The sequence below is a fragment of the Rhizobium sp. IY2 genome, from assembly GCF_047532935.1.
In the GTDB taxonomy this organism is placed as follows: Bacteria; Pseudomonadota; Alphaproteobacteria; order Rhizobiales; family Rhizobiaceae; genus Rhizobium; species Rhizobium anhuiense.
Genome location: NZ_JBLKNU010000002.1, coordinates 645,771 through 663,827 on the forward strand (window position 1 = coordinate 645,771; position 18,057 = coordinate 663,827).

The following is an 18,057-nucleotide window of genomic DNA, read 5'->3' on the forward strand; positions in this document are numbered from 1 at the left end:
CATCCACCGTTAGCTGCGGCATGGATCCTCGGGTCAAGCCCGAGGATGACGGAGAATGGGGTTGGCCTTGTTGCCAACCGGCACTGAACCTGCCAACCCTCACTCAGTCATAGAAGCATCAAGGCTCTGGTTCAACGCCAGAACATTGACAGTGGGTTCGCCGAGAAGGCCGAGCTCGCGGCCTTGAACGGCGCCATCGACCAACGCCTTGACCCTGGCCTCATCCAGGCTTCGCGCTTTGGCGACGCGCGGCACCTGGAAATAGGCGGCCTCCGGCGAAATATGGGGATCGAGGCCGCTGCCCGAAGCGGTGACGAGGTCGGCCGGTACCGCCGCGCTCGGGTTTGCCGCCTTGGCGGCCTCATAATCGCTCTTGACGCGGTCGATCAGCTTCTGGCTGGTCGGGCCGAGGTTCGAGCCGCTGGAGGCGGCGGCATTGTAGCCGTCGCCGGCGGCCGACGGGCGACCGTGGAAATACTTGTCGCTGGTGAAGGCCTGGCCGATCAGCGTTGAGCCGATCACCTGGCCGTTCTTCTCGACCAGGCTGCCGTTTGCCTGGGTTGGGAAGAGGGCCTGGGCGGCGCCGGTCATGGCGAGCGGATAGAGAAGGCCTGTTATGGCGGTGGTGGCGACAATCATGACGACCGCCGGACGAAGTTCTTTCAACATTGTTCTGACTCCTTGGAGTGTTTCAGGCCAATTTTGTTAGGCCAGGCCGAGGGCTGCGACGGCCATGTCGATCGCCTTGATGCCGATGAAGGGGACGATGATGCCGCCGAGGCCGTAGATCAGCAGGTTGCGCGACAGCAGCGCGCCGGCGCCGATCGGACGGTAGCGAACACCCTTCAGCGACAGCGGGATCAAGGCGATAATGATCAGTGCATTGAAGATGATCGCCGAGAGGATGGCGCTTTGCGGCGTCGAAAGTCCCATGACGTTCAGGATGCCGAGCTGCGGGTAGAAGGTCAGGAACATCGCCGGGATGATGGCGAAGTACTTGGCGATGTCGTTGGCGATCGAAAAGGTCGTCAGCGCGCCGCGCGTCATCAGCAGCTGTTTGCCGATCTCGACGATCTCGATGAGCTTCGTCGGGTCCGAGTCGAGATCGACCATGTTGCCGGCCTCGCGGGCGGCAACCGTGCCGGTGTTCATGGCGACGCCGACGTCGGCCTGGGCAAGGGCCGGCGCATCGTTGGTGCCGTCGCCGCACATGGCGACGAGCTTGCCCTTCGACTGTTCCTCGCGCATCAGCGCCAGCTTCATCTCGGGCGTTGCCTGGGCAAGGAAGTCGTCGACACCGGCTTCGGCGGCGATGGCGGCTGCCGTCAGCGGGTTGTCGCCGGTGATCATCACGGTGCGGATGCCCATGCGGCGGAGTTCCGTGAAGCGCTCGCGGATGCCGCCCTTGACGATATCCTTCAGCTGGATGACGCCGAGCAGCCGGCCGTCGCGGGCGACTGCCAGCGGCGTGCCGCCTGATTTGGCGACCTCGTCTGATATCGATTGCAACTCGCGCATGACTTCGCTGCCGTTCTTCGAAGGTGCGTCGCCGTTGACATAGGCGAGCAGGGCATCGACGGCGCCCTTGCGGATCGAAGAGCCTTCGAGATCGACGCCGCTCATCCTGGTCTGGGCGGTGAAGGGTACGAAGGTGGCCTTGAGGCTTGCCATGTCGCGGCCGCGGATCGCGTATTTTTCCTTGGCGAGCACGACGATGGAGCGGCCTTCCGGCGTTTCGTCGGCAAGCGAGGCAAGCTGGGCGGCATCGGCGAGATCCTGTTCGGAAACGCCGCGAACCGGGCGGAAGGTCGTCGCCTGGCGATTGCCGAGCGTGATCGTGCCGGTCTTGTCGAGCAGCAGCGTGTCGACGTCGCCGGCGGCTTCGACGGCACGGCCGGACATGGCGAGCACGTTGAAACGGACGAGGCGGTCCATGCCGGCAATGCCGATCGCCGACAACAGTGCGCCGATCGTCGTCGGGATCAGCGTCACGAAGAGGGCGACCAGCACGATGATCGGGATCGAGCCGCCGGCATAGATGGCAAAGCTCGGGATCGTCGCCGTCGCAAGCACGAAGATCAGCGTCATGCCGGCGAGCAGGATGTTGAGCGCGATCTCGTTCGGGGTCTTCTGACGCTCGGCACCTTCGACCAGGGCGATCATCCGGTCGAGGAAGGTCGAACCGGCCGCGGCGGTGATGCGCACGCGGATCCAATCGGACAGCACCTGCGTACCGCCTGTGACCGCCGAGCGATCGCCGCCGGATTCGCGAATGACCGGGGCGGATTCGCCTGTTATCGCCGCTTCGTTGACGGAGGCCACGCCTTCGATAACCTCGCCGTCCGACGGGATGATGCCGCCGGCCTCGACGAGCACGACGTCGCCGACCTTGAGGCTGGTGCCCGGCACCATGCGGTAGCCGCTGCCATTATTGGCGGTCAGCAGCTTGGCCTGGGTTTCGGTGCGCGCCTTGCGCAGCGAATCCGCCTGCGCCTTGCCGCGGCCTTCGGCGACGGCTTCGGCGAAATTGGCAAACAGCACGGTGAACCAGAGCCAGAGATTGATCTGGAACGAGAAGCCGAGATTGCCGTTGCCGGCCACAAGATCGCGCAGGAAAAGCACGGTGGTCAGCACCGAAACCGTGGCGACGACAAACATGACCGGATTTCTGGCAAGCGCCCGGGGGTTGAGCTTTTTGAAAGCGGCGCTCACAGCCGGAATGAGGATGCGAGAATCCATGATGCTCGCGGATTTTGCCTGGCTCATAAGAGACTCCAGCTTTGAAACGAGGATGGCGAACCGGAAGCGGTCAGCCCTGTAGGATTTTGAAGATGGCGGCGATGACGAGGACGCCTGCCATCATCACCAGGATGATGTCGGAGGCCTGGGGCCTCGGGCCATTCCCACGTCCCGGCGCACCGGGACGTGGGTGGAAGGCATTGCGAAGCCTGTGACGGAGGATCATGGCATCACCCCTCAGAAGGTCTGGCCGGCGATCATGACCAGGTGCTCGACGATGGGGCCAAGCGCTAAGGCCGGGAAGAAGGTCAGGCCGCCGACGATCAGGATCGTGCCGACGAGCAGGCCGACGAAGAGCGGACCGTCCGTCGGGAAGGTGCCTGCCGATGCCGGAACCGACTTCTTGGCGATCAGCGAACCGGCGATGGCAAGAGCCGGAATGATGACCAGGAAACGGCCCATCAGCATGCCCAAGCCAAGGGTGATGTTGTACCACGGCGTATTGCCCGTCAGGCCGCCGAAAGCCGAGCCGTTATTGGCCGCAGCCGACGTATAGGCATAGAGGATTTCGGAGAAGCCGTGCGGACCTGACGTGCCGACCGATGCGACCGCACTCGGAAGGACGCTGGCGATCGCGGTGAAGACCAGCATGGCGAGCGGCAGGCAGAGGATGGCGAGAACGGCCATCTTCATTTCCTTCGCCTCGATCTTCTTACCGAGATATTCCGGGGTGCGGCCGACCATCAGGCCGGCGACGAAGACGGCGACGATGATGAACAGCAGGATGCCGTAGAAGCCGGCGCCGACACCGCCAACGATGACTTCGCCGAGCTGCATGTTGATCAGCGGGATGAGGCCGCCAAGCGCGGTGAAGCTGCCATGCATGGCGTTGACCGCGCCGCAGGAGGCGGCCGTGGTGATGACCGCAAACAGCGAGGACAGGGCGACGCCGAAGCGGACTTCCTTGCCTTCCATATTGCCGCCGCCAAGACCGAAGGCGTGCATCAGCGGATTGCCGGCGGCTTCCGCCCAATAGGTGACGATGACGCCGGCGACGAACAGGACGCCCATCGTGGCGAGGATCGCCCAGCCCTGGCGCTGATTGCCGACTATGCGGCCGAAGACGTTGGTCAGGGCCGCGCCGATGGCGAAGATCGACACCATCTGGATGAGGTTGGAGATCGCATCGGGGTTTTCGAACGGATGGGCCGAATTGGCGTTGAAGAAGCCGCCGCCATTGGTGCCGAGCATCTTGATGGCAAGCTGCGAGGCGACGGGGCCGACGGCGATCGTCTGCTGTGCGCCTTCGAGCGTCGTCGCATTGACGTAGGGCCCAAGCGTCTGCGGCACGCCGAGATAGACAAAGACCAGCGTCAGCACGATGCAGATCGGCAGCAGCACATAGAAGGTGGCTCTCGTCATATCGACCCAGAAATTGCCGATGGCCTTGCCCGAAGCGCGTGAGAAGGCGCGGATGAAGGCGAGTGCGATGGCAATGCCGGTCGCCGCGGAGACGAAGTTCTGGACGGTGAAGCCGGCCATCTGCGTCAGATAGGACATGGTGCTTTCGCCGCCGTAATTCTGCCAGTTGGTGTTGCTGACGAAGCTGACGGCGGTGTTGAAGGAAAGCTCCGGCGGGACGGCTGCCATGCCGGCCGGATTATAGGGAAGGCCGGCCTGCAGGCGCTGCAGCGCGTAAAGCACGATGACGCCGAGCAGGTTGAACATCAGCATGGCGAAGGCATAGGAGGTCCAATGCTGTTCTTCGCCTTCGCTGGTGCCGGCAATGCGGTAAAGCCCCCGTTCGACGGGAACGAGGACGGGTGAAAGGAGGGTGCGCTCGCCGCTGAAGACACGTGTCATATAGCCGCCGAGCGGTTTGACGAGCACGAGGACGATCCCGCAGTAAAGCAGGATCTGAAGCCATCCGTTGAGGGTCATGGAGGTAAACTTTCAATACCCGGCTGCTTCTCAGTTGCGCATGCGCGACCGAGAATCGCCAGTTCTCTTCAAAAGCGTTCTGGGCGAAGGAGAGCGTAGGTGAGGTAAACGGTGAGAAACACGGTTACGGCACCGCTCAAGACATAATCGAGGGTCATCGTCGTTTCTCCTGTCAAAGCCTGTCGCAGGCTCTGGTGTAAGCAAAGCATAGCGCGAAGAATATGATCGCCGTGGCGAGTAGAATGATATCCATCATGATCGTGACTCCTGTTGTTCTTCTTGGAGTCAGACAAGACAAAGGGCGCTATCCGGATTCAGGCCGGATCCAGGGAAGCCGCCTTTCATGCTTTCTGGCGTGGAGATGATCTTTTCGATCTCTCGGACATCAATATGGAGCCGAAGCGCATAAAGGTTCGAGACGGGCGACGGACCATCAATATAAAAATCTTATAAATGCCCATACGAGGCCGTTCGCCATCGGACCAGTGGACGAGCCGCTCCTCGGCTCTGGACTTCCCTGTGAGCATTTTTTCATTTGTTGAGCAAAAGCCTTCGCAATCCGGTTGAATTGAGAGCGCTTCGGGCCTTATAGTCAGCTCCGACGCTGCCCGATGGAGTCATGGGCAAGCCACTAGGGAAGGAAACCGACGATGACCAAAGTCCGCGCGCTTGTCCTCGAGCGCCAGCATGAGCTTGCGCTTCGCGATATCGATCTGCCGCTCGAAACCGGCCCTGGCGAGGTGAAGATCAGGATCCACACCGTCGGCGTCTGCGGTTCGGACGTGCATTATTACACGCACGGCAAGATCGGCCCCTTCGTCGTCAACGCGCCGATGGTGCTCGGCCATGAAGCGGCGGGTACGGTCGTCGAGGTCGGGGCCGGCGTGACGCATCTGAAGGTCGGCGACCGCGTCTGCATGGAGCCCGGCATTCCCGATCCGAATTCCAAGGCAAGCCGGCTCGGCCTGTACAATATCGATCCGGCCGTGACCTTCTGGGCGACCCCGCCGATCCACGGCGTGCTGACGCCGGAGGTCGTGCATCCCGCCAACTATACTTTCAAGCTGCCCGACAATGTCAGCTTTGCCGAAGGCGCCATGGTCGAGCCCTTCGCCGTCGGCATGCAGGCGGCAGCCAAGGCGAAGATTACGCCTGGTGATACTGCCGTCGTCCTCGGCGCCGGGCCGATCGGCACGATGGTGGCGATCGCGGCGCTTGCCGGCGGCTGCGCCCGGGCGATCGTCGCCGATCTCGCCCAGCCGAAGCTCGATATTGCCGCACAATACCAGGGCGTCATTCCGGTCAATATCCGCGAGCAGAGCCTGGTCGAAGAGGTCAGCCGGCTGACCGACGGCTGGGGCGCCGATGTCGTCTTCGAATGCTCCGGTTCGCCGAAGGCCTGGGAGACGATCATGGCGCTTCCGCGCCCGGGCGGCGTCATCGTCGTCGTCGGCCTGCCGGTCAACCCGATCGGCTTCGACGTCTCGACGGCATCCACCAAGGAAATCCGCATCGAGACGGTGTTCCGCTACGCGCATCAGTATGAGCGGTCGATCGCGCTGCTTGGCTCGGGCCGCGTCGACCTGAAGCCGCTGATATCAGAGACCTTCAAATTCGAAGATTCGATCAAGGCGTTCGATCGCGCCGTCGAGGCGCGGCCAAGCGATGTGAAGCTGCAGATCGTGATGGAATAGAGCCAGTCTGCTCCCCAGTCTGCTCCTATGAGTGCCTGGCACTCAGTTTCATCTTGCGAAAGGCAAGCGCCGCGGCTGCGACGACAGCCGCGGCTCCGACTGCGATCAGCAGGTGGCGGTGAAGCGGAAGGTGGCCCAATGTCTGTTGGACGCCATGCCCGAAGAGATAACCGAGCCCCGTGAACAGCTGCCCCCACACCAACGCGGCTGCGGCATTCATGACGACGAATTTTCCGGTCGGAATCCGGGTCGTGCCGATGACGATCGGACTGATCGTCCGCAACCCCACCAGAAAACGAAACGCAAAGATGAAGCCGGTGGGATATCTTTCCAGAAGCCCGGTTGCGCGCGCCAGGGCCGGCTTTTCCATCAGCCGGTGGACAAAGCCCCATTGCGCGGCGTAACGACCGACGAAGAACCATAGTTGATCGCCGGCGAAGGAGCCCGCCGTTGCCGCAAGCGACGCCGCCCCATAAGTCAGCAGCCCGCGATGGGAAATCACGCCTCCGAGAAACGCGGCTGTTTCGCCTTCGAAGGCGGCGCCCAGGAATATGGCCAGCAGACCGTAATTCTCGATCAGCAATTCGATAGACACGCAGTCCGCCTCCAGCCGTCCTCGCCCCCGGGGTTTTTACCGCTAAACCGGCTTCAAATCCCCAAGCAGGGTCGGGATCAGCTCCGACACCGTCGGATGGATCGGCACCGACCATTGCAATGCGGGATAGGTCGTTCCCGCATTCATCGCGTCGATGAGGCCGTGGATCACCTCGTCGCCCTCGATGCCGAGGATCGCCGCGCCGAGGATTTCCTTTGTCTCGGCATCGGCAACCACCTTCATGAAACCCTTGGTCTCGCCGCGTTCATTGGCGCGGCCGACCCGGCTCATCGGCCGGGTCGAGACCATGATTTTGCGTCCGGAAGCGCGCGCCTGTTTTTCCGTCATGCCGACGCGGCCGAGCGGCGGGTCGATGTAGAGCGCATAGGCCGGGATGCGGCTCGAGAGCTTGCGGTCGTCGCCATCGAGCAGGTTGGCGGCGGCAATCTCGAAATCATTGTAGGAGGTGTGGGTGAAGGCGCCGTGGCCGTTGCAATCGCCGAGCGCCCAGATGCCCTCGACATTGGTGGCGAGCCTGTCGTCGACGGTGATGAAACCGCGTTGATCGGTAATGACGCCGGCGGCATCGAGGCCGAGATCGTCGGTATTCGGCTCGCGGCCGGTGGCGATCAGCACATGGCTCGCATCGATCCTCGCTGAATCGGTGGCGACCGTTATCCCGTCGCTGCTCCTAGCAAAGGCGATGTCGCTGACGCCGGTATGAATGTCGATGCCCTCCGAGCGCAGCACATCGGCGATCGCGTCGGATATATCCTCGTCCTCACGCGACGCGAGCTTCGGGCCATGCTCGATGACGCTGACCTCAGCGCCGAAGCGGCGATACATCTGCGCGAATTCCAGCCCGATATAACTGCCGCCGATGATGGTGAGATGCCGCGGCACCGTGTCGAGCTGGATAATCGAGGTGCTGGTGAGGTAGTCGATGTCGTCGATGCCGGGTAGCGCGGGGATGACCGGCCGCGCCCCGACATTGAGGAAGATGCGCGGTGCGGTCAGCGTCTCGCCGTTGACGCTGACGGTCTTCGGGCCTTCGAAACAAGCGTGGCCGTAAATCACCGTCATGCCGTCCATGCCGGCGAGCCAGCCGATCAGGCCGTTGCGGGCATTCATCGTCACCGTTTCGGCGCGAGCCCTGACCACCTTCATGTCGATGGCGATCTCGCCCGGGATATTGACGCCATAGGCGGCGCCGGTTCTTGCGACATGGGCGGCGCGGGCGCTGGCGACCAGCGTCTTCGTCGGCATGCAGCCGGCATTGACGCAGGTGCCGCCGAGGAATTTGCGCTCGATCAACGCCACCTTCATGCCCTTTTCGACCATGCGGGCGGCAAGCGATGGACCGGCCTGGCCGGCGCCGATAACGATGGCGTCGAAGCTCTTCATGACACGGCCGCCACGATCAATACCGCGCCGATGACGGCGACGGCGTCTTCGATGAGAGCAGCCGGCAGGTCCTTGCCAAACGAGGCGGCAAGCCGGCTACGGGCGGCAGCGCCGCCATATGTGCCGATGACGGCGCCGATCACCCCGGCGATCAGGCCGCCGAAGAGCAGGCTGCTGGCGGCGCCGATCGTCGCCCCTGCCAGGGCGCCTGAAACGATGCGGGCACCGAACTGCATCGGCACCTTGCGCGACGGCGTGGACGGCAGCTGGTCGGCGATCAGTTCGACGATGGCGAGAACCGTGAAGATCCACGGCGTCCATCGATACCCCATGAAGGCAAGCGGCGTCTGCGACACGTCGAACCAGCCGAGTGCTGCGCCCCAGGCGACGGCGGCCGGTGCGGTCATGGTGCGAAGGCCCGATATGACACCGATCAGCAATGCAAGAAGCAGAAACATGCATGACCCCTTTTTGCCGGCGCTTGCCGCAATTAAGGAAAGTTGCACATTGTCAGGCGCGTGGCAATTCGCCTTCCCGGCCTAGTTCGCAAAGGCGGCGATGCCGGTGATTGCCCGGCCGATGATCAGTGCGTGGATGTCGTGTGTGCCCTCGTAGGTGTTGACCACTTCGAGGTTGACGAGATGACGGGCGATGCCGAATTCGTCGGAGATGCCGTTGCCGCCGAGCATGTCGCGGGCTGCCCGCGCGATCTCCAGCGCCTTGCCGCAGCTGTTGCGCTTGAGGATCGAGGTCAGTTCCACCGGCGGATGGCCTTCCTCCTTCATGCGGCCGAGCCGCAGGCAGCCCTGAAGGCCGAGCGAGATCTCAGCGGCCATGTCGGCGAGCTTCTTCTGGATCAGCTGGTTGGCGGCAAGCGGCCGGCTGAACTGCTTGCGCTCCAGCGTATATTGCCGTGCTCTCGCATAACAATCCTCGGCCGCGCCGAGCGCGCCCCAGGCGATGCCGAAGCGGGCCGAGTTCAGGCAAGTGAACGGTCCCTTGAGGCCGGTGACGCCAGGCAAAAGGTTTTCCTCGGGCACGAAGACACTGTCCATCACCACTTCGCCTGTTATCGAGGCGCGTAGGCCGACCTTGCCGTGGATGGCGGGCGCCGAAAGCCCTTTCCAGCCCTTTTCGAGGATGAAGCCGCGGATGAGCCCATCCTCGGTCTTTGCCCAGACGACGAAGACATCGGCGATCGGCGCGTTGGAGATCCAGGTCTTCGAGCCGGTGAGGCTGTAACCGCCGTCGACCTTTCTGGCGCGCGTCGCCATCGAGCCGGGGTCGGAGCCGTGATCGGGCTCGGTCAGGCCGAAGCAGCCGATCCATTCGCCGGTGGCGAGTTTCGGCAGGTATTTCAGCTTCTGCGCCTGCGACCCGAAGGTTTCGATCGGCACCATCACGAGTGAGGACTGGACGCTCATCATCGAGCGGTAACCGCTATCGACCCGTTCGACCTCGCGGGCGATCAGGCCGTAGGCGACGTAACCGAGGCCGGCGCCGCCGTAGTCGGGAGAGATCGTCGGGCCGAGCAGGCCAAGTTCGCCCATTTCGCGGAAGATTTCGGGATCGGTCTTTTCATGGCGGAAGGCGTCGAGAACCCGGGGCGCCAGCTTTTCCTGCGCATAGGCGTGGGCGGTGTCCTGCACCATGCGCTCTTCACTGGTCAGTTGCTCCACCAGCCGGAATGGATCGGCCCAGTCGAAAACTTCGCGCGTATGCTGCATGGCCGCGTCTCCTCGTCCCGGTTCTGGCTTGCCTCGCTTAAGTGGCCATAGACCCGCCAGCCGACCGCGTCAACAGAAGGCGGCAGTCTCGAAAAGACGGGCCGCGCCATCTTTTCAAAAGTCTCGGCATGCTCCACTTTGCCCGCGATCGATTCTGCAACGAGGAGGCGGAAATGTCGTCAAGCGATCTGTTCGTATCGGCCGAAGGCGCCGAATGGGTCAACCCGGAGCCCGGCGTCGTGAGGCGCATCATGACCTATCTGCCCGAGATGATGATGGTGGAAGTGGCCTTCGAAAGCGGCGCCGTCGGGGCTGCCCATTCGCATCCGCATATCCAGGCAAGCTATGTCGCCGAAGGCAGTTTCGAGGTGACGATCGATGGCCGGACCGAAGTCCTGCAGCAGGGTGGCAGCTTCATCGTGCCTCCCAATCTCGTCCACGGCGTCAAGGCCCTGGAAAAGGGCCGGCTGATCGATACGTTCACCCCGCACCGGGCTGAATTCCTGAAATAATCAGCTTTCCCTTGCCCGGCGCGCCGGGCCGGCGGCGGTGACATAGGGCGGCACGAAGCGCGTATCCTCGCCGCGCACCGCCTCGCGCAGGAAATCGATGACGGCGCGCACGCGCGGCGCCTGTTTCAGGTCGCGGTGGCAGGTAATCCAGTAATGGCGCTTGAGGTCGATTTCCTCGGGCAGCACGCGCACCAGTTCGGGATAACGGCTGGCGAAGAAATAGGGCAGGATGCAGAGGCCGAGACCGTTTCTCGTGGCGGTGAGCTGCGCGAAGATGCTGGAGCTCTGGAATTGCGGCTTGATGCGCGGATGCACATCGCCGAGATAGTCCAGGCCCGGCGCGAAGATCATTTCCTCGATATAGCTGACGAAGGGATGCTCAAGCAGGTCTTCGCGGCAGGTGATCGCAGGCGCCTTCGCGAGATAGTCGCGCGAGCCGTAGATCTGCAGATGGTAGTCGGTCAGTTTCTCGGCGAAATAAGGCCCGCCCTTCGGCTCGTCGAGCACGACGGAAAGATCGGCCTCCTTGCGCGACAGCGACATGATCTGCTGGATCGTCACCAGTTCCAGCGACAGGTGCGGATGCTGGGCGGCAAACTGCGGCAGCACGGTCGCGAAGAAGAAATTGGCAAATCCCTCCGGCGCGCTGAGGCGCACCAGGCCGCGCTGCGCCATCGAGCCGTCGGCAAGGTCGGCGCGCAGCCGTTCTGTCTCCTGCTCCATCCTTTCGGCCGTCTCGACGAAGCGCGTGCCCATGGCGGTCAGCACATAGCCGCGCGGATTGCGCTCGAACAGCTTGACCTTGAGGGTGAACTCCAGCCGGTCGATGCGGCGCGAGACGGTGGCGTGGCTGGAACGCAGCTGGCGCGCCGCCGTCGACAGCTGTCCGGTGCGGGCGACGGCTAGAAAAAACTGCAGATCGTCCCAAGTAAACTGCGGTGGATTGTTCATCGCGATCCTCTCTGTTCAAAAATGAACAGATACTGTTTGGAATTAGTTGTAAACCACCCGTTGCCTCAGGGCGGAATTTCCGTGATCGTAAGGTGAGGGTCCGTCGTTCTGAGGAGTGCGGCTGGCCAAATTTGAACAGATCCGCAATCTGGCCAATCTCTGGGAGGAGAGAAAATGCGTAAGAATCTTATTGCATCAGTTGCATTTCTGCTTGCGAGCAGCACCGCAGTGCTCGCGCAGAGCGCGACCGACGGCAAGGTCAAGATCGGCATCCTGAACGACCAGTCGGGTGTCTATGCCGATTTCGGCGGCAAGTCCTCCGTCGAAGCCGCCAAGATGGCGGTCGAGGATTTCGGCGGCAAGGTGCTCGATGTGCCGGTTGAGATCGTCGATGCCGACCACCAGAACAAGCCGGATATCGCCTCCAACATCGCCCGCCAGTGGTACGACACCGAGCAGGTGGATGCGATCATGGAACTGACGACTTCGTCGGTGGCGCTCGCCGTGCAGGCGATCGGCAAGGAGAAGAAGAAGATCGATATCGTCACCGGTGCGGCGACGACCGATCTCACCGGCAAGGCCTGCTCGCCTTACGGCTTCCATTGGGCCTACGACACCCATGCGCTCGCCGTCGGCACCGGCGGCGCACTCGTCAAGCAGGGCGGCGACAGCTGGTTCTTCCTGACCGCCGACTATGCCTTCGGCTATTCGCTGGAGCAGCAGACCAGCGATTACGTCAAGGCGAGCGGCGGCAAGGTCGTCGGCGCCGTCCGGCATCCGCTGTCGAGCCAGGACTTCTCGTCCTTCCTGCTGCAGGCGCAATCATCCGGCGCCAAGGTGATCGGCCTTGCCAATGCCGGCCTCGACACCTCGAATGCCATCAAGCAGGCGGCCGAATTCGGCATCACCCAGGGTGGCCAGCATCTGGCGGCGTTGCTGTTCACGCTCGCCGAAGTGCACGGGCTCGGGCTCGAGGCGGCGCAGGGGCTGACGCTGACGGAAGGTTATTACTGGAACCGCGACGACGAGAGCCGCGCCTTCGCCAAGAAGTTCTTCGCCCGCACCGGCAAGATGCCGAACATGATCCATGCCGGCACCTATTCGGCGGTGACGCAATATCTGAAGGCGGTGCAGAAGGCTGGCACCGACGAAACGGAAGCCGTCGCCAAGCAACTGCATGAAATGCCGGTCGATGACGTCTTCGGCCGTGGCGGCACGGTCGGCGCCAACGGCCGCATGATCCACGACATGTACCTGCTGCAGGTCAAGAAGCCGTCCGAAAGCAAGGAGCCGTGGGATTATTTCAACGTGCTCGCCACCATTCCCGGCAAGGAAGCCTATATCGATCCCGCCAAGAGCGGCTGCGATCTGGTGAAGTAAGCACGATGGCGGTTTCCGCAATAGAAACTCAGGTAAAGCCGCGGGTGGTACTCTCCGCCCGCGGCCTGCGCCGCGATTTCGGCGGCTTCACGGCCGTCAAGAATGTCGATCTCGACGTGCATGACGCCAGCGTGCATGCACTGATCGGCCCGAACGGCGCCGGCAAGACCACGGTCTTCAACCTGCTGACCAAGTTCCTGCAGCCGACATCGGGCACGATCACGCTGATGGGCACCGACATCACCGGGACGCCGCCCGACAAGGTGGCGCGCATGGGACTGGTGCGCTCCTTCCAGATCTCGGCGGTCTTTCCACACCTTACCGTTCTCGACAATGTGCGGGTGGCGCTGCAGCGGCCGAACAATCTCTCCACGCAGTTCTGGCGGCCTCTGTCGGCGCTCGACCGGCTGAACGAGCGCGCCGAGCAACTGCTCGCCAGCGTCGGGCTCTCCAAGGAGCGCGATCATATCGCCGCCGATCTTTCCTATGGCCGCAAGCGCGTGCTGGAGATCGCCACCACGCTGGCGCTCGATCCCAAAGTGCTGTTGCTCGACGAGCCGATGGCCGGCATGGGGCTGGAGGATGTCGGCGTCGTTTCATCCATCATCCGCGAGGTTGCCCGCGAGCGCGCGGTGCTGATGGTCGAGCACAATCTCTCCGTCGTCGCCAACATCTGCCAGCACGTCACCGTGCTGCAGCGCGGCGAAATCCTCGCCGAGGGCGACTATGCCACCGTCAGCCAGGACGAGCGCGTCCGCGTGGCTTATATGGGCACGGAGGAGCATTGATGGCCGCTCTCCTCGAAGTCCAGGGGCTCAATGCCTGGTACGGCGAAAGTCACGTCCTGCACGGCGTCGACATGCGGGTGGCCGAAGGCGAGACGATCACCATTCTCGGCCGCAACGGCGTCGGCAAGACAACGACGCTGCGCACCATCACCGGCATCGTCCGCGCCCGCAAGGGCAAGATCAGTTTTGCCGGCAGCGATATGATGCAGGTGCCGCTGCACAAGACGGCGCACCGGGGCATCGGCTTCGTGCCGGAGGAGCGGGGTATCTTCTCGACGCTCACCGTTTCGGAAAACCTGCTGCTGCCGCCTGTCGTGGCAGAGGGCGGCATGACGCTCGACGAAATCTACGAGCTCTTCCCCAATCTCTACGAGCGCCGCGGCAGCCCGGGCACCAAGCTTTCCGGCGGCGAGCAGCAGATGCTGGCGATCGCCCGCATCCTGCGTACCGGCGTCAAGCTGCTCATTCTCGACGAGCCGACGGAAGGGCTTGCCCCCGTTATCGTCCAGCGCATCGGCGAGGTGCTGAAGACGCTGAAGGAGCGCGGCATGACGATCCTGCTCGTCGAGCAGAATTTCCGTTTCGCCAGCCGTATTGCCGATCGCTTCTATCTGATGGATCATGGGCAAATGGTGTCGGAATTCCCGGTCGGTGAACTGCCGCAGCGCATGGATACGCTGCACAAGGTTCTGGGAGTGTGACCAGATGACGATGATCTTCGGCATTCCCCTGCAGGCGCTGTTCGGCCAGCTGCTGATCGGCCTGATCAACGGCTCCTTCTATGCGCTGCTCAGCCTCGGCCTCGCCATCATCTTCGGCCTGCTGCGGGTGATCAACTTCGCCCACGGCGCGCAATATATGCTCGGCGCCTTCGTCGCCTACCTCTTGCTGACCTATGCCGGCATCGGCTACTGGCCGTCATTGATCGTGGCGCCCGTCATCGTCGGCCTTGCCGGTGCCATCATCGAGCGGCTGTTCCTCCGCCGGCTCTACGATCTCGATCCGCTCTACGGCCTGCTCTTCACCTTCGGCCTGGCGCTCGCGGTCGAGGGCACCTTCCGCTATCTCTACGGCTCTTCCGGCCAGCCCTATGCGACGCCGGCAGCGCTTGCCGGCGGGGCCAATCTCGGCTTCATGTTCCTGCCGATCTATCGCGGCTGGGTGGTCGTCGTCTCGCTCGTCGTCTGCCTCGGCACCTGGCTGCTGATCGAGAAGACCAAGCTCGGCGCCTATCTCAGGGCCGCCACCGAAAACGCCGTGCTGGTGCAGGTGTTCGGCGTCAACGTGCCGGTGCTCTTGACGCTCACCTACGCGCTCGGCGCCGGTCTTGCCGCCTTTGCCGGCGTGCTGGCGGCGCCGATCTACCAGGTCTCGCCGCTGATGGGATCGAATATGATCATCGTCGTCTTCGCCGTGGTCGTCGTCGGCGGCATGGGATCGATCATGGGCGCGATCATCACCGGTTATGTGCTCGGCATCGCCGAGGGTCTGACCAAGGTCTTCTATCCCGAGGCTTCCAACATCGTGATCTTCGTCATCATGGCGATCGTGCTTCTCATCAGGCCCGCGGGCCTCTTCGGACGGGATGCTTGACATGGCTGACATCACCGAAACCATCCGAACGGAAAAAAACCGAACCGCTCTGTCGGTGCAGGCGGGTTTCCTGCTGGCGGGGCTGCTGCTCCTGCTCTTGGCGCCGTTCTTCTTCTATCCGATCTTCCTGATGAAGCTGCTCTGCTTCGCGCTCTTTGCCTGCGCCTTCAACCTGCTGCTCGGCTATACCGGCCTGCTTTCCTTCGGCCATGCCACCTTCTTCGGGGGAGCGGCCTATTTCACCGCCTACACGGTGAAGACATGGGGCCTGCCGCCGGAACTCGGCATTCTGATCGGGGTGGTGGGTGCTGCGTTTCTCGGCCTGGTCATGGGCTTCTTCGCCATCCGCCGCCAGGGCATCTATTTTGCGATGATCACGCTGGCGCTGTCGCAGATGTTCTTCTTCTTCTGCCTGCAGGCGGAGTTCACCGAGGGCGAGGACGGCATCCAGTCCGTGCCGCGGGGCCATCTCTTCGGTTTCATCGATCTGAACAGCTCGACCAACATGTATTATTTCGTGCTTGCTGTTTTCATCATTGGCGTCTTGATCATCTGGCGTTTCATCAACTCACCCTTCGGCATGATCTTGAAATCGATCCGTGAAAACGAGCAGCGGGCGATCTCGCTCGGTTATTCCGTGGCGCGCTACAAGCTCGGCGCCTTCGTCATGTCGGCAGCGCTTGCCGGGCTCGCGGGTGCTGTCAAATCGATTGTCTTCCAGTTCGCAACGCTGACCGACGTTGCCTGGCAGATGTCGGGCGAGGTGATCCTGATGACGCTGCTCGGCGGCATCGGCACGCTGATCGGCCCGCTCTTCGGCGCCGGGTTGGTGGTGGCGCTGGAAAACTACCTGGCCACGTCGGAATTTCCTGTGACGATCATCACCGGCATCGTCTTCATGGTCTGCGTGTTGATCTTCCGCCGCGGCATTATCGGTGAATTCTACGCCTCGCGGCTGGGGCGGAAACTGGGCTTCGTCTATCGCCGCTGAACGGGCGGACCTCTCTTTTTCCAGGAAAGAATCCCTCTTTCCCGGGAAAGGAGACGGGCGGCGGCGCTGCGACTCTTCCTCTCCCCGCGCTGCGGGGAGGGGGAAGCGGCAAGCATCTGGAGTTTCGTGCAGGGCACATGGATCGTTACGACTACATCATCATCGGGGCAGGCAGCGCCGGCTGCGTGCTCGCAAACCGGCTGTCCGCCGATGGCCGGAGCCGGGTGCTGCTGCTCGAAGCCGGCGGCAGCGACAACTACCACTGGATCCATATTCCGGTCGGTTATCTCTATTGCATCAACAATCCGCGCACCGACTGGTGCTTCACCACTGCGCCGGAAGCCGGTCTGAATGGCCGGGCGCTGAGCTATCCGCGTGGCAAGGTGCTCGGCGGCTGTTCGTCGATCAACGGCATGATCTACATGCGCGGTCAGGCGCGCGACTACGACCTCTGGCGGCAGATGGGCTGCAGCGGCTGGGGCTGGGACGATGTACTGCCCTTCTTCCGCAAGTCCGAGGATTTTTATCGCGGCGAAGACGAGATGCATGGCGCCGGCGGCGAATGGCGCATCGAGAAGGCGCGTGTGCGCTGGGCCGTGCTCGATGCCTTCCAACAGGCGGCCAGGGAAGCGGGCATCCTGGAGATCGCGGATTTCAACCGCGGCAGCAACGAAGGGTCCGGCTATTTCGACGTCAATCAGCGTTCCGGCATTCGTTGGAACACCTCGAAGGCCTTCCTGCGCCCGGCGATGAAGCGCTCCAACCTGACTGTCATCACCAAGGCGCAGGTCCGGCGGCTGCTGGTGGAGGAAGGCGCCGTTGCCGGCGTCGAATTCCAGCATAGCGGCGTGGCAAAACGCGCTTATGCGGTGAAAGAAACCGTCCTTTCAGCCGGTTCGATCGGATCGCCGCATATCCTGGAGCTGTCCGGCATCGGCAGGGGCGAGGTTCTCAGCCAAGCCGGCATCGATGTCGTCGCGGAGGTGAAGGGTGTCGGTGAAAACCTGCAGGATCATCTGCAGCTGCGTCTCGCCTATAGGGTGACGGGTGTTCCGACGCTGAACGAGAAGGCGACGAAGCTGATCGGCAAGGCGGCGATCGGGCTCGAATATCTCGTCCGCCGCTCCGGGCCGATGGCGATGGCGCCGAGCCAGCTCGGCATCTTCACCCGCTCCGGCCCGGACCGGGAAACGCCGGATCTGCAATATCACGTGCAGCCGGTCTCGCTGGATAAGTTCGGCGACCCCGTCCATCCTTTCCCGGCGATCACCGCGAGCGTCTGTAATCTCCGGCCGGAAAGCCGGGGTTCGGTGCATCTGTCGAGCCCGGATTTTGCCGCCCAGCCGACGATCAGTCCGAAATACCTCTCGACGCAGCGCGATCGTGACATAGCTGTCCGTTCTATACGGTTGACGCGCAAGATCGTCGCGCAGCCTTCCTTTGCCCGTTTCAGGCCGGAAGAATTCAAGCCGGGGCCGAGCTATCAGACGGAGGCCGATCTGGAGCGGGCGGCGGGCGATATCGGCACGACGATCTTCCATCCCGTCGGCACCTGCCGCATGGGCGCCGACAGGGACAGCGTCGTCGATCCCAGGCTGAAATTCCGGGCGCTCGGCAAGCTCAGGATCGCCGACGCCTCGGTGATGCCGTCGATCACCTCGGGCAACACCAATTCGCCGACGATCATGATCGCCGAAAAGGCGGCAGCGATGATCCTCGAAGACAATCGATAGGAGAAGACC

18 protein-coding genes are annotated in these 18,057 nt (G+C 62.8%); 8 read left to right on the forward strand and 10 right to left on the reverse strand.

Annotated features, from left to right (window positions below; translation table 11 throughout):
* Positions 1-99: 99 nt before the first annotated feature.
* The 5 genes from kdpC to ACMUVN_RS11715 all read right to left on the reverse strand — a co-directional run bounded on the left by kdpC (position 100) and on the right by ACMUVN_RS11715 (position 4,838).
* Positions 100-669: a potassium-transporting ATPase subunit KdpC gene (kdpC, locus tag ACMUVN_RS11695; protein WP_047612936.1), complete on the reverse strand. Its 570-nt coding sequence runs from the start codon at positions 667-669 to the stop codon at positions 100-102.
* A 36-nt stretch (positions 670-705) separates the two neighbouring features.
* On the reverse strand, positions 706-2,766 hold the full coding sequence (gene kdpB / locus ACMUVN_RS11700; RefSeq protein WP_183844800.1) for a potassium-transporting ATPase subunit KdpB: 2,061 nt from the start codon (positions 2,764-2,766) through the stop codon (positions 706-708).
* 43 nt (positions 2,767-2,809) lie between these two features.
* The gene (locus ACMUVN_RS11705; RefSeq protein ID WP_183844801.1) at positions 2,810-2,965 is read right to left on the reverse strand and encodes a hypothetical protein; all 156 of its coding nucleotides are present in this window, start codon (positions 2,963-2,965) and stop codon (positions 2,810-2,812) included.
* An 11-nt stretch (positions 2,966-2,976) separates the two neighbouring features.
* Positions 2,977-4,680, reverse strand: a complete 1,704-nt coding sequence (gene kdpA / locus ACMUVN_RS11710) for a potassium-transporting ATPase subunit KdpA (RefSeq protein WP_254955397.1) — start codon at positions 4,678-4,680, stop codon at positions 2,977-2,979.
* 68 nt (positions 4,681-4,748) lie between these two features.
* Positions 4,749-4,838 carry a K(+)-transporting ATPase subunit F gene (locus ACMUVN_RS11715; RefSeq protein WP_003547774.1) on the reverse strand — a complete coding sequence of 30 codons (90 nt, stop codon included), beginning with the start codon at positions 4,836-4,838 and terminating at the stop codon, positions 4,749-4,751.
* Positions 4,839-5,330: 492 nt separating this feature from the next.
* Here ACMUVN_RS11715 and ACMUVN_RS11720 point away from each other — a divergent pair, with 492 nt between their 5' ends.
* Complete coding sequence (locus ACMUVN_RS11720; RefSeq protein WP_183844803.1) at positions 5,331-6,374, forward strand: NAD(P)-dependent alcohol dehydrogenase; 1,044 nt, start codon at positions 5,331-5,333, stop codon at positions 6,372-6,374.
* A gap of 25 nt (positions 6,375-6,399) precedes the next feature.
* On the opposite strand, the gene ACMUVN_RS11725 is transcribed toward ACMUVN_RS11720, so the two are convergent.
* The 4 genes from ACMUVN_RS11725 to ACMUVN_RS11740 all read right to left on the reverse strand — a co-directional run bounded on the left by ACMUVN_RS11725 (position 6,400) and on the right by ACMUVN_RS11740 (position 10,100).
* Positions 6,400-6,969 (reverse strand): DedA family protein, encoded by a 570-nt coding sequence (locus ACMUVN_RS11725; protein WP_063476026.1) that lies wholly within the window; start codon positions 6,967-6,969, stop codon positions 6,400-6,402.
* Between the two features lie 42 nt (positions 6,970-7,011).
* Positions 7,012-8,373 carry an FAD-containing oxidoreductase gene (locus tag ACMUVN_RS11730; protein ID WP_097630764.1) on the reverse strand — a complete coding sequence of 454 codons (1,362 nt, stop codon included), beginning with the start codon at positions 8,371-8,373 and terminating at the stop codon, positions 7,012-7,014.
* A complete protein-coding gene (locus ACMUVN_RS11735) occupies positions 8,370-8,831 on the reverse strand; it encodes a DUF4126 family protein (protein WP_047614912.1) in 462 nt (153 codons plus the stop codon). Before ACMUVN_RS11735 ends, ACMUVN_RS11730 begins: the two co-directional genes overlap by 4 nt.
* A gap of 81 nt (positions 8,832-8,912) precedes the next feature.
* Entirely contained in the window at positions 8,913-10,100 is a 1,188-nt protein-coding gene (locus tag ACMUVN_RS11740) for an acyl-CoA dehydrogenase (protein WP_063476028.1), read from the reverse strand.
* A gap of 173 nt (positions 10,101-10,273) precedes the next feature.
* On the opposite strand from ACMUVN_RS11740, the gene ACMUVN_RS11745 reads away from it, so the two are divergent.
* Positions 10,274-10,612, forward strand: coding sequence for a cupin domain-containing protein (locus ACMUVN_RS11745; RefSeq protein WP_028755705.1), 339 nt, complete (start codon positions 10,274-10,276; stop codon positions 10,610-10,612).
* On the opposite strand, the gene ACMUVN_RS11750 is transcribed toward ACMUVN_RS11745, so the two are convergent.
* A complete protein-coding gene (locus ACMUVN_RS11750; protein WP_047614914.1) occupies positions 10,613-11,563 on the reverse strand; it encodes a LysR family transcriptional regulator in 951 nt (316 codons plus the stop codon). It lies immediately after the preceding gene.
* A 174-nt stretch (positions 11,564-11,737) separates the two neighbouring features.
* Between ACMUVN_RS11750 and ACMUVN_RS11755 the strand changes: the two genes are divergently transcribed.
* The 6 genes from ACMUVN_RS11755 (at position 11,738) to ACMUVN_RS11780 (ending at position 18,048) form a co-directional block, all read left to right on the forward strand.
* Entirely contained in the window at positions 11,738-12,943 is a 1,206-nt protein-coding gene (locus tag ACMUVN_RS11755; RefSeq protein WP_028755707.1) for an ABC transporter substrate-binding protein, read from the forward strand.
* Positions 12,944-12,948: 5 nt separating this feature from the next.
* A complete protein-coding gene (locus ACMUVN_RS11760; protein ID WP_047612949.1) occupies positions 12,949-13,731 on the forward strand; it encodes an ABC transporter ATP-binding protein in 783 nt (260 codons plus the stop codon).
* Positions 13,731-14,432 (forward strand): ABC transporter ATP-binding protein, encoded by a 702-nt coding sequence (locus ACMUVN_RS11765; protein ID WP_028755709.1) that lies wholly within the window; start codon positions 13,731-13,733, stop codon positions 14,430-14,432. Before ACMUVN_RS11760 ends, ACMUVN_RS11765 begins: the two co-directional genes overlap by 1 nt.
* Positions 14,433-14,436: 4 nt before the next feature.
* A complete protein-coding gene (locus ACMUVN_RS11770; protein ID WP_047612951.1) occupies positions 14,437-15,324 on the forward strand; it encodes a branched-chain amino acid ABC transporter permease in 888 nt (295 codons plus the stop codon).
* A 1-nt stretch (position 15,325) separates the two neighbouring features.
* Positions 15,326-16,315, forward strand: a complete 990-nt coding sequence (locus ACMUVN_RS11775; RefSeq protein WP_028755711.1) for a branched-chain amino acid ABC transporter permease — start codon at positions 15,326-15,328, stop codon at positions 16,313-16,315.
* Positions 16,316-16,452: 137 nt separating this feature from the next.
* The gene (locus ACMUVN_RS11780; RefSeq protein ID WP_414815137.1) at positions 16,453-18,048 is read left to right on the forward strand and encodes a GMC family oxidoreductase; all 1,596 of its coding nucleotides are present in this window, start codon (positions 16,453-16,455) and stop codon (positions 18,046-18,048) included.
* Positions 18,049-18,057 lie beyond the last annotated feature (9 nt).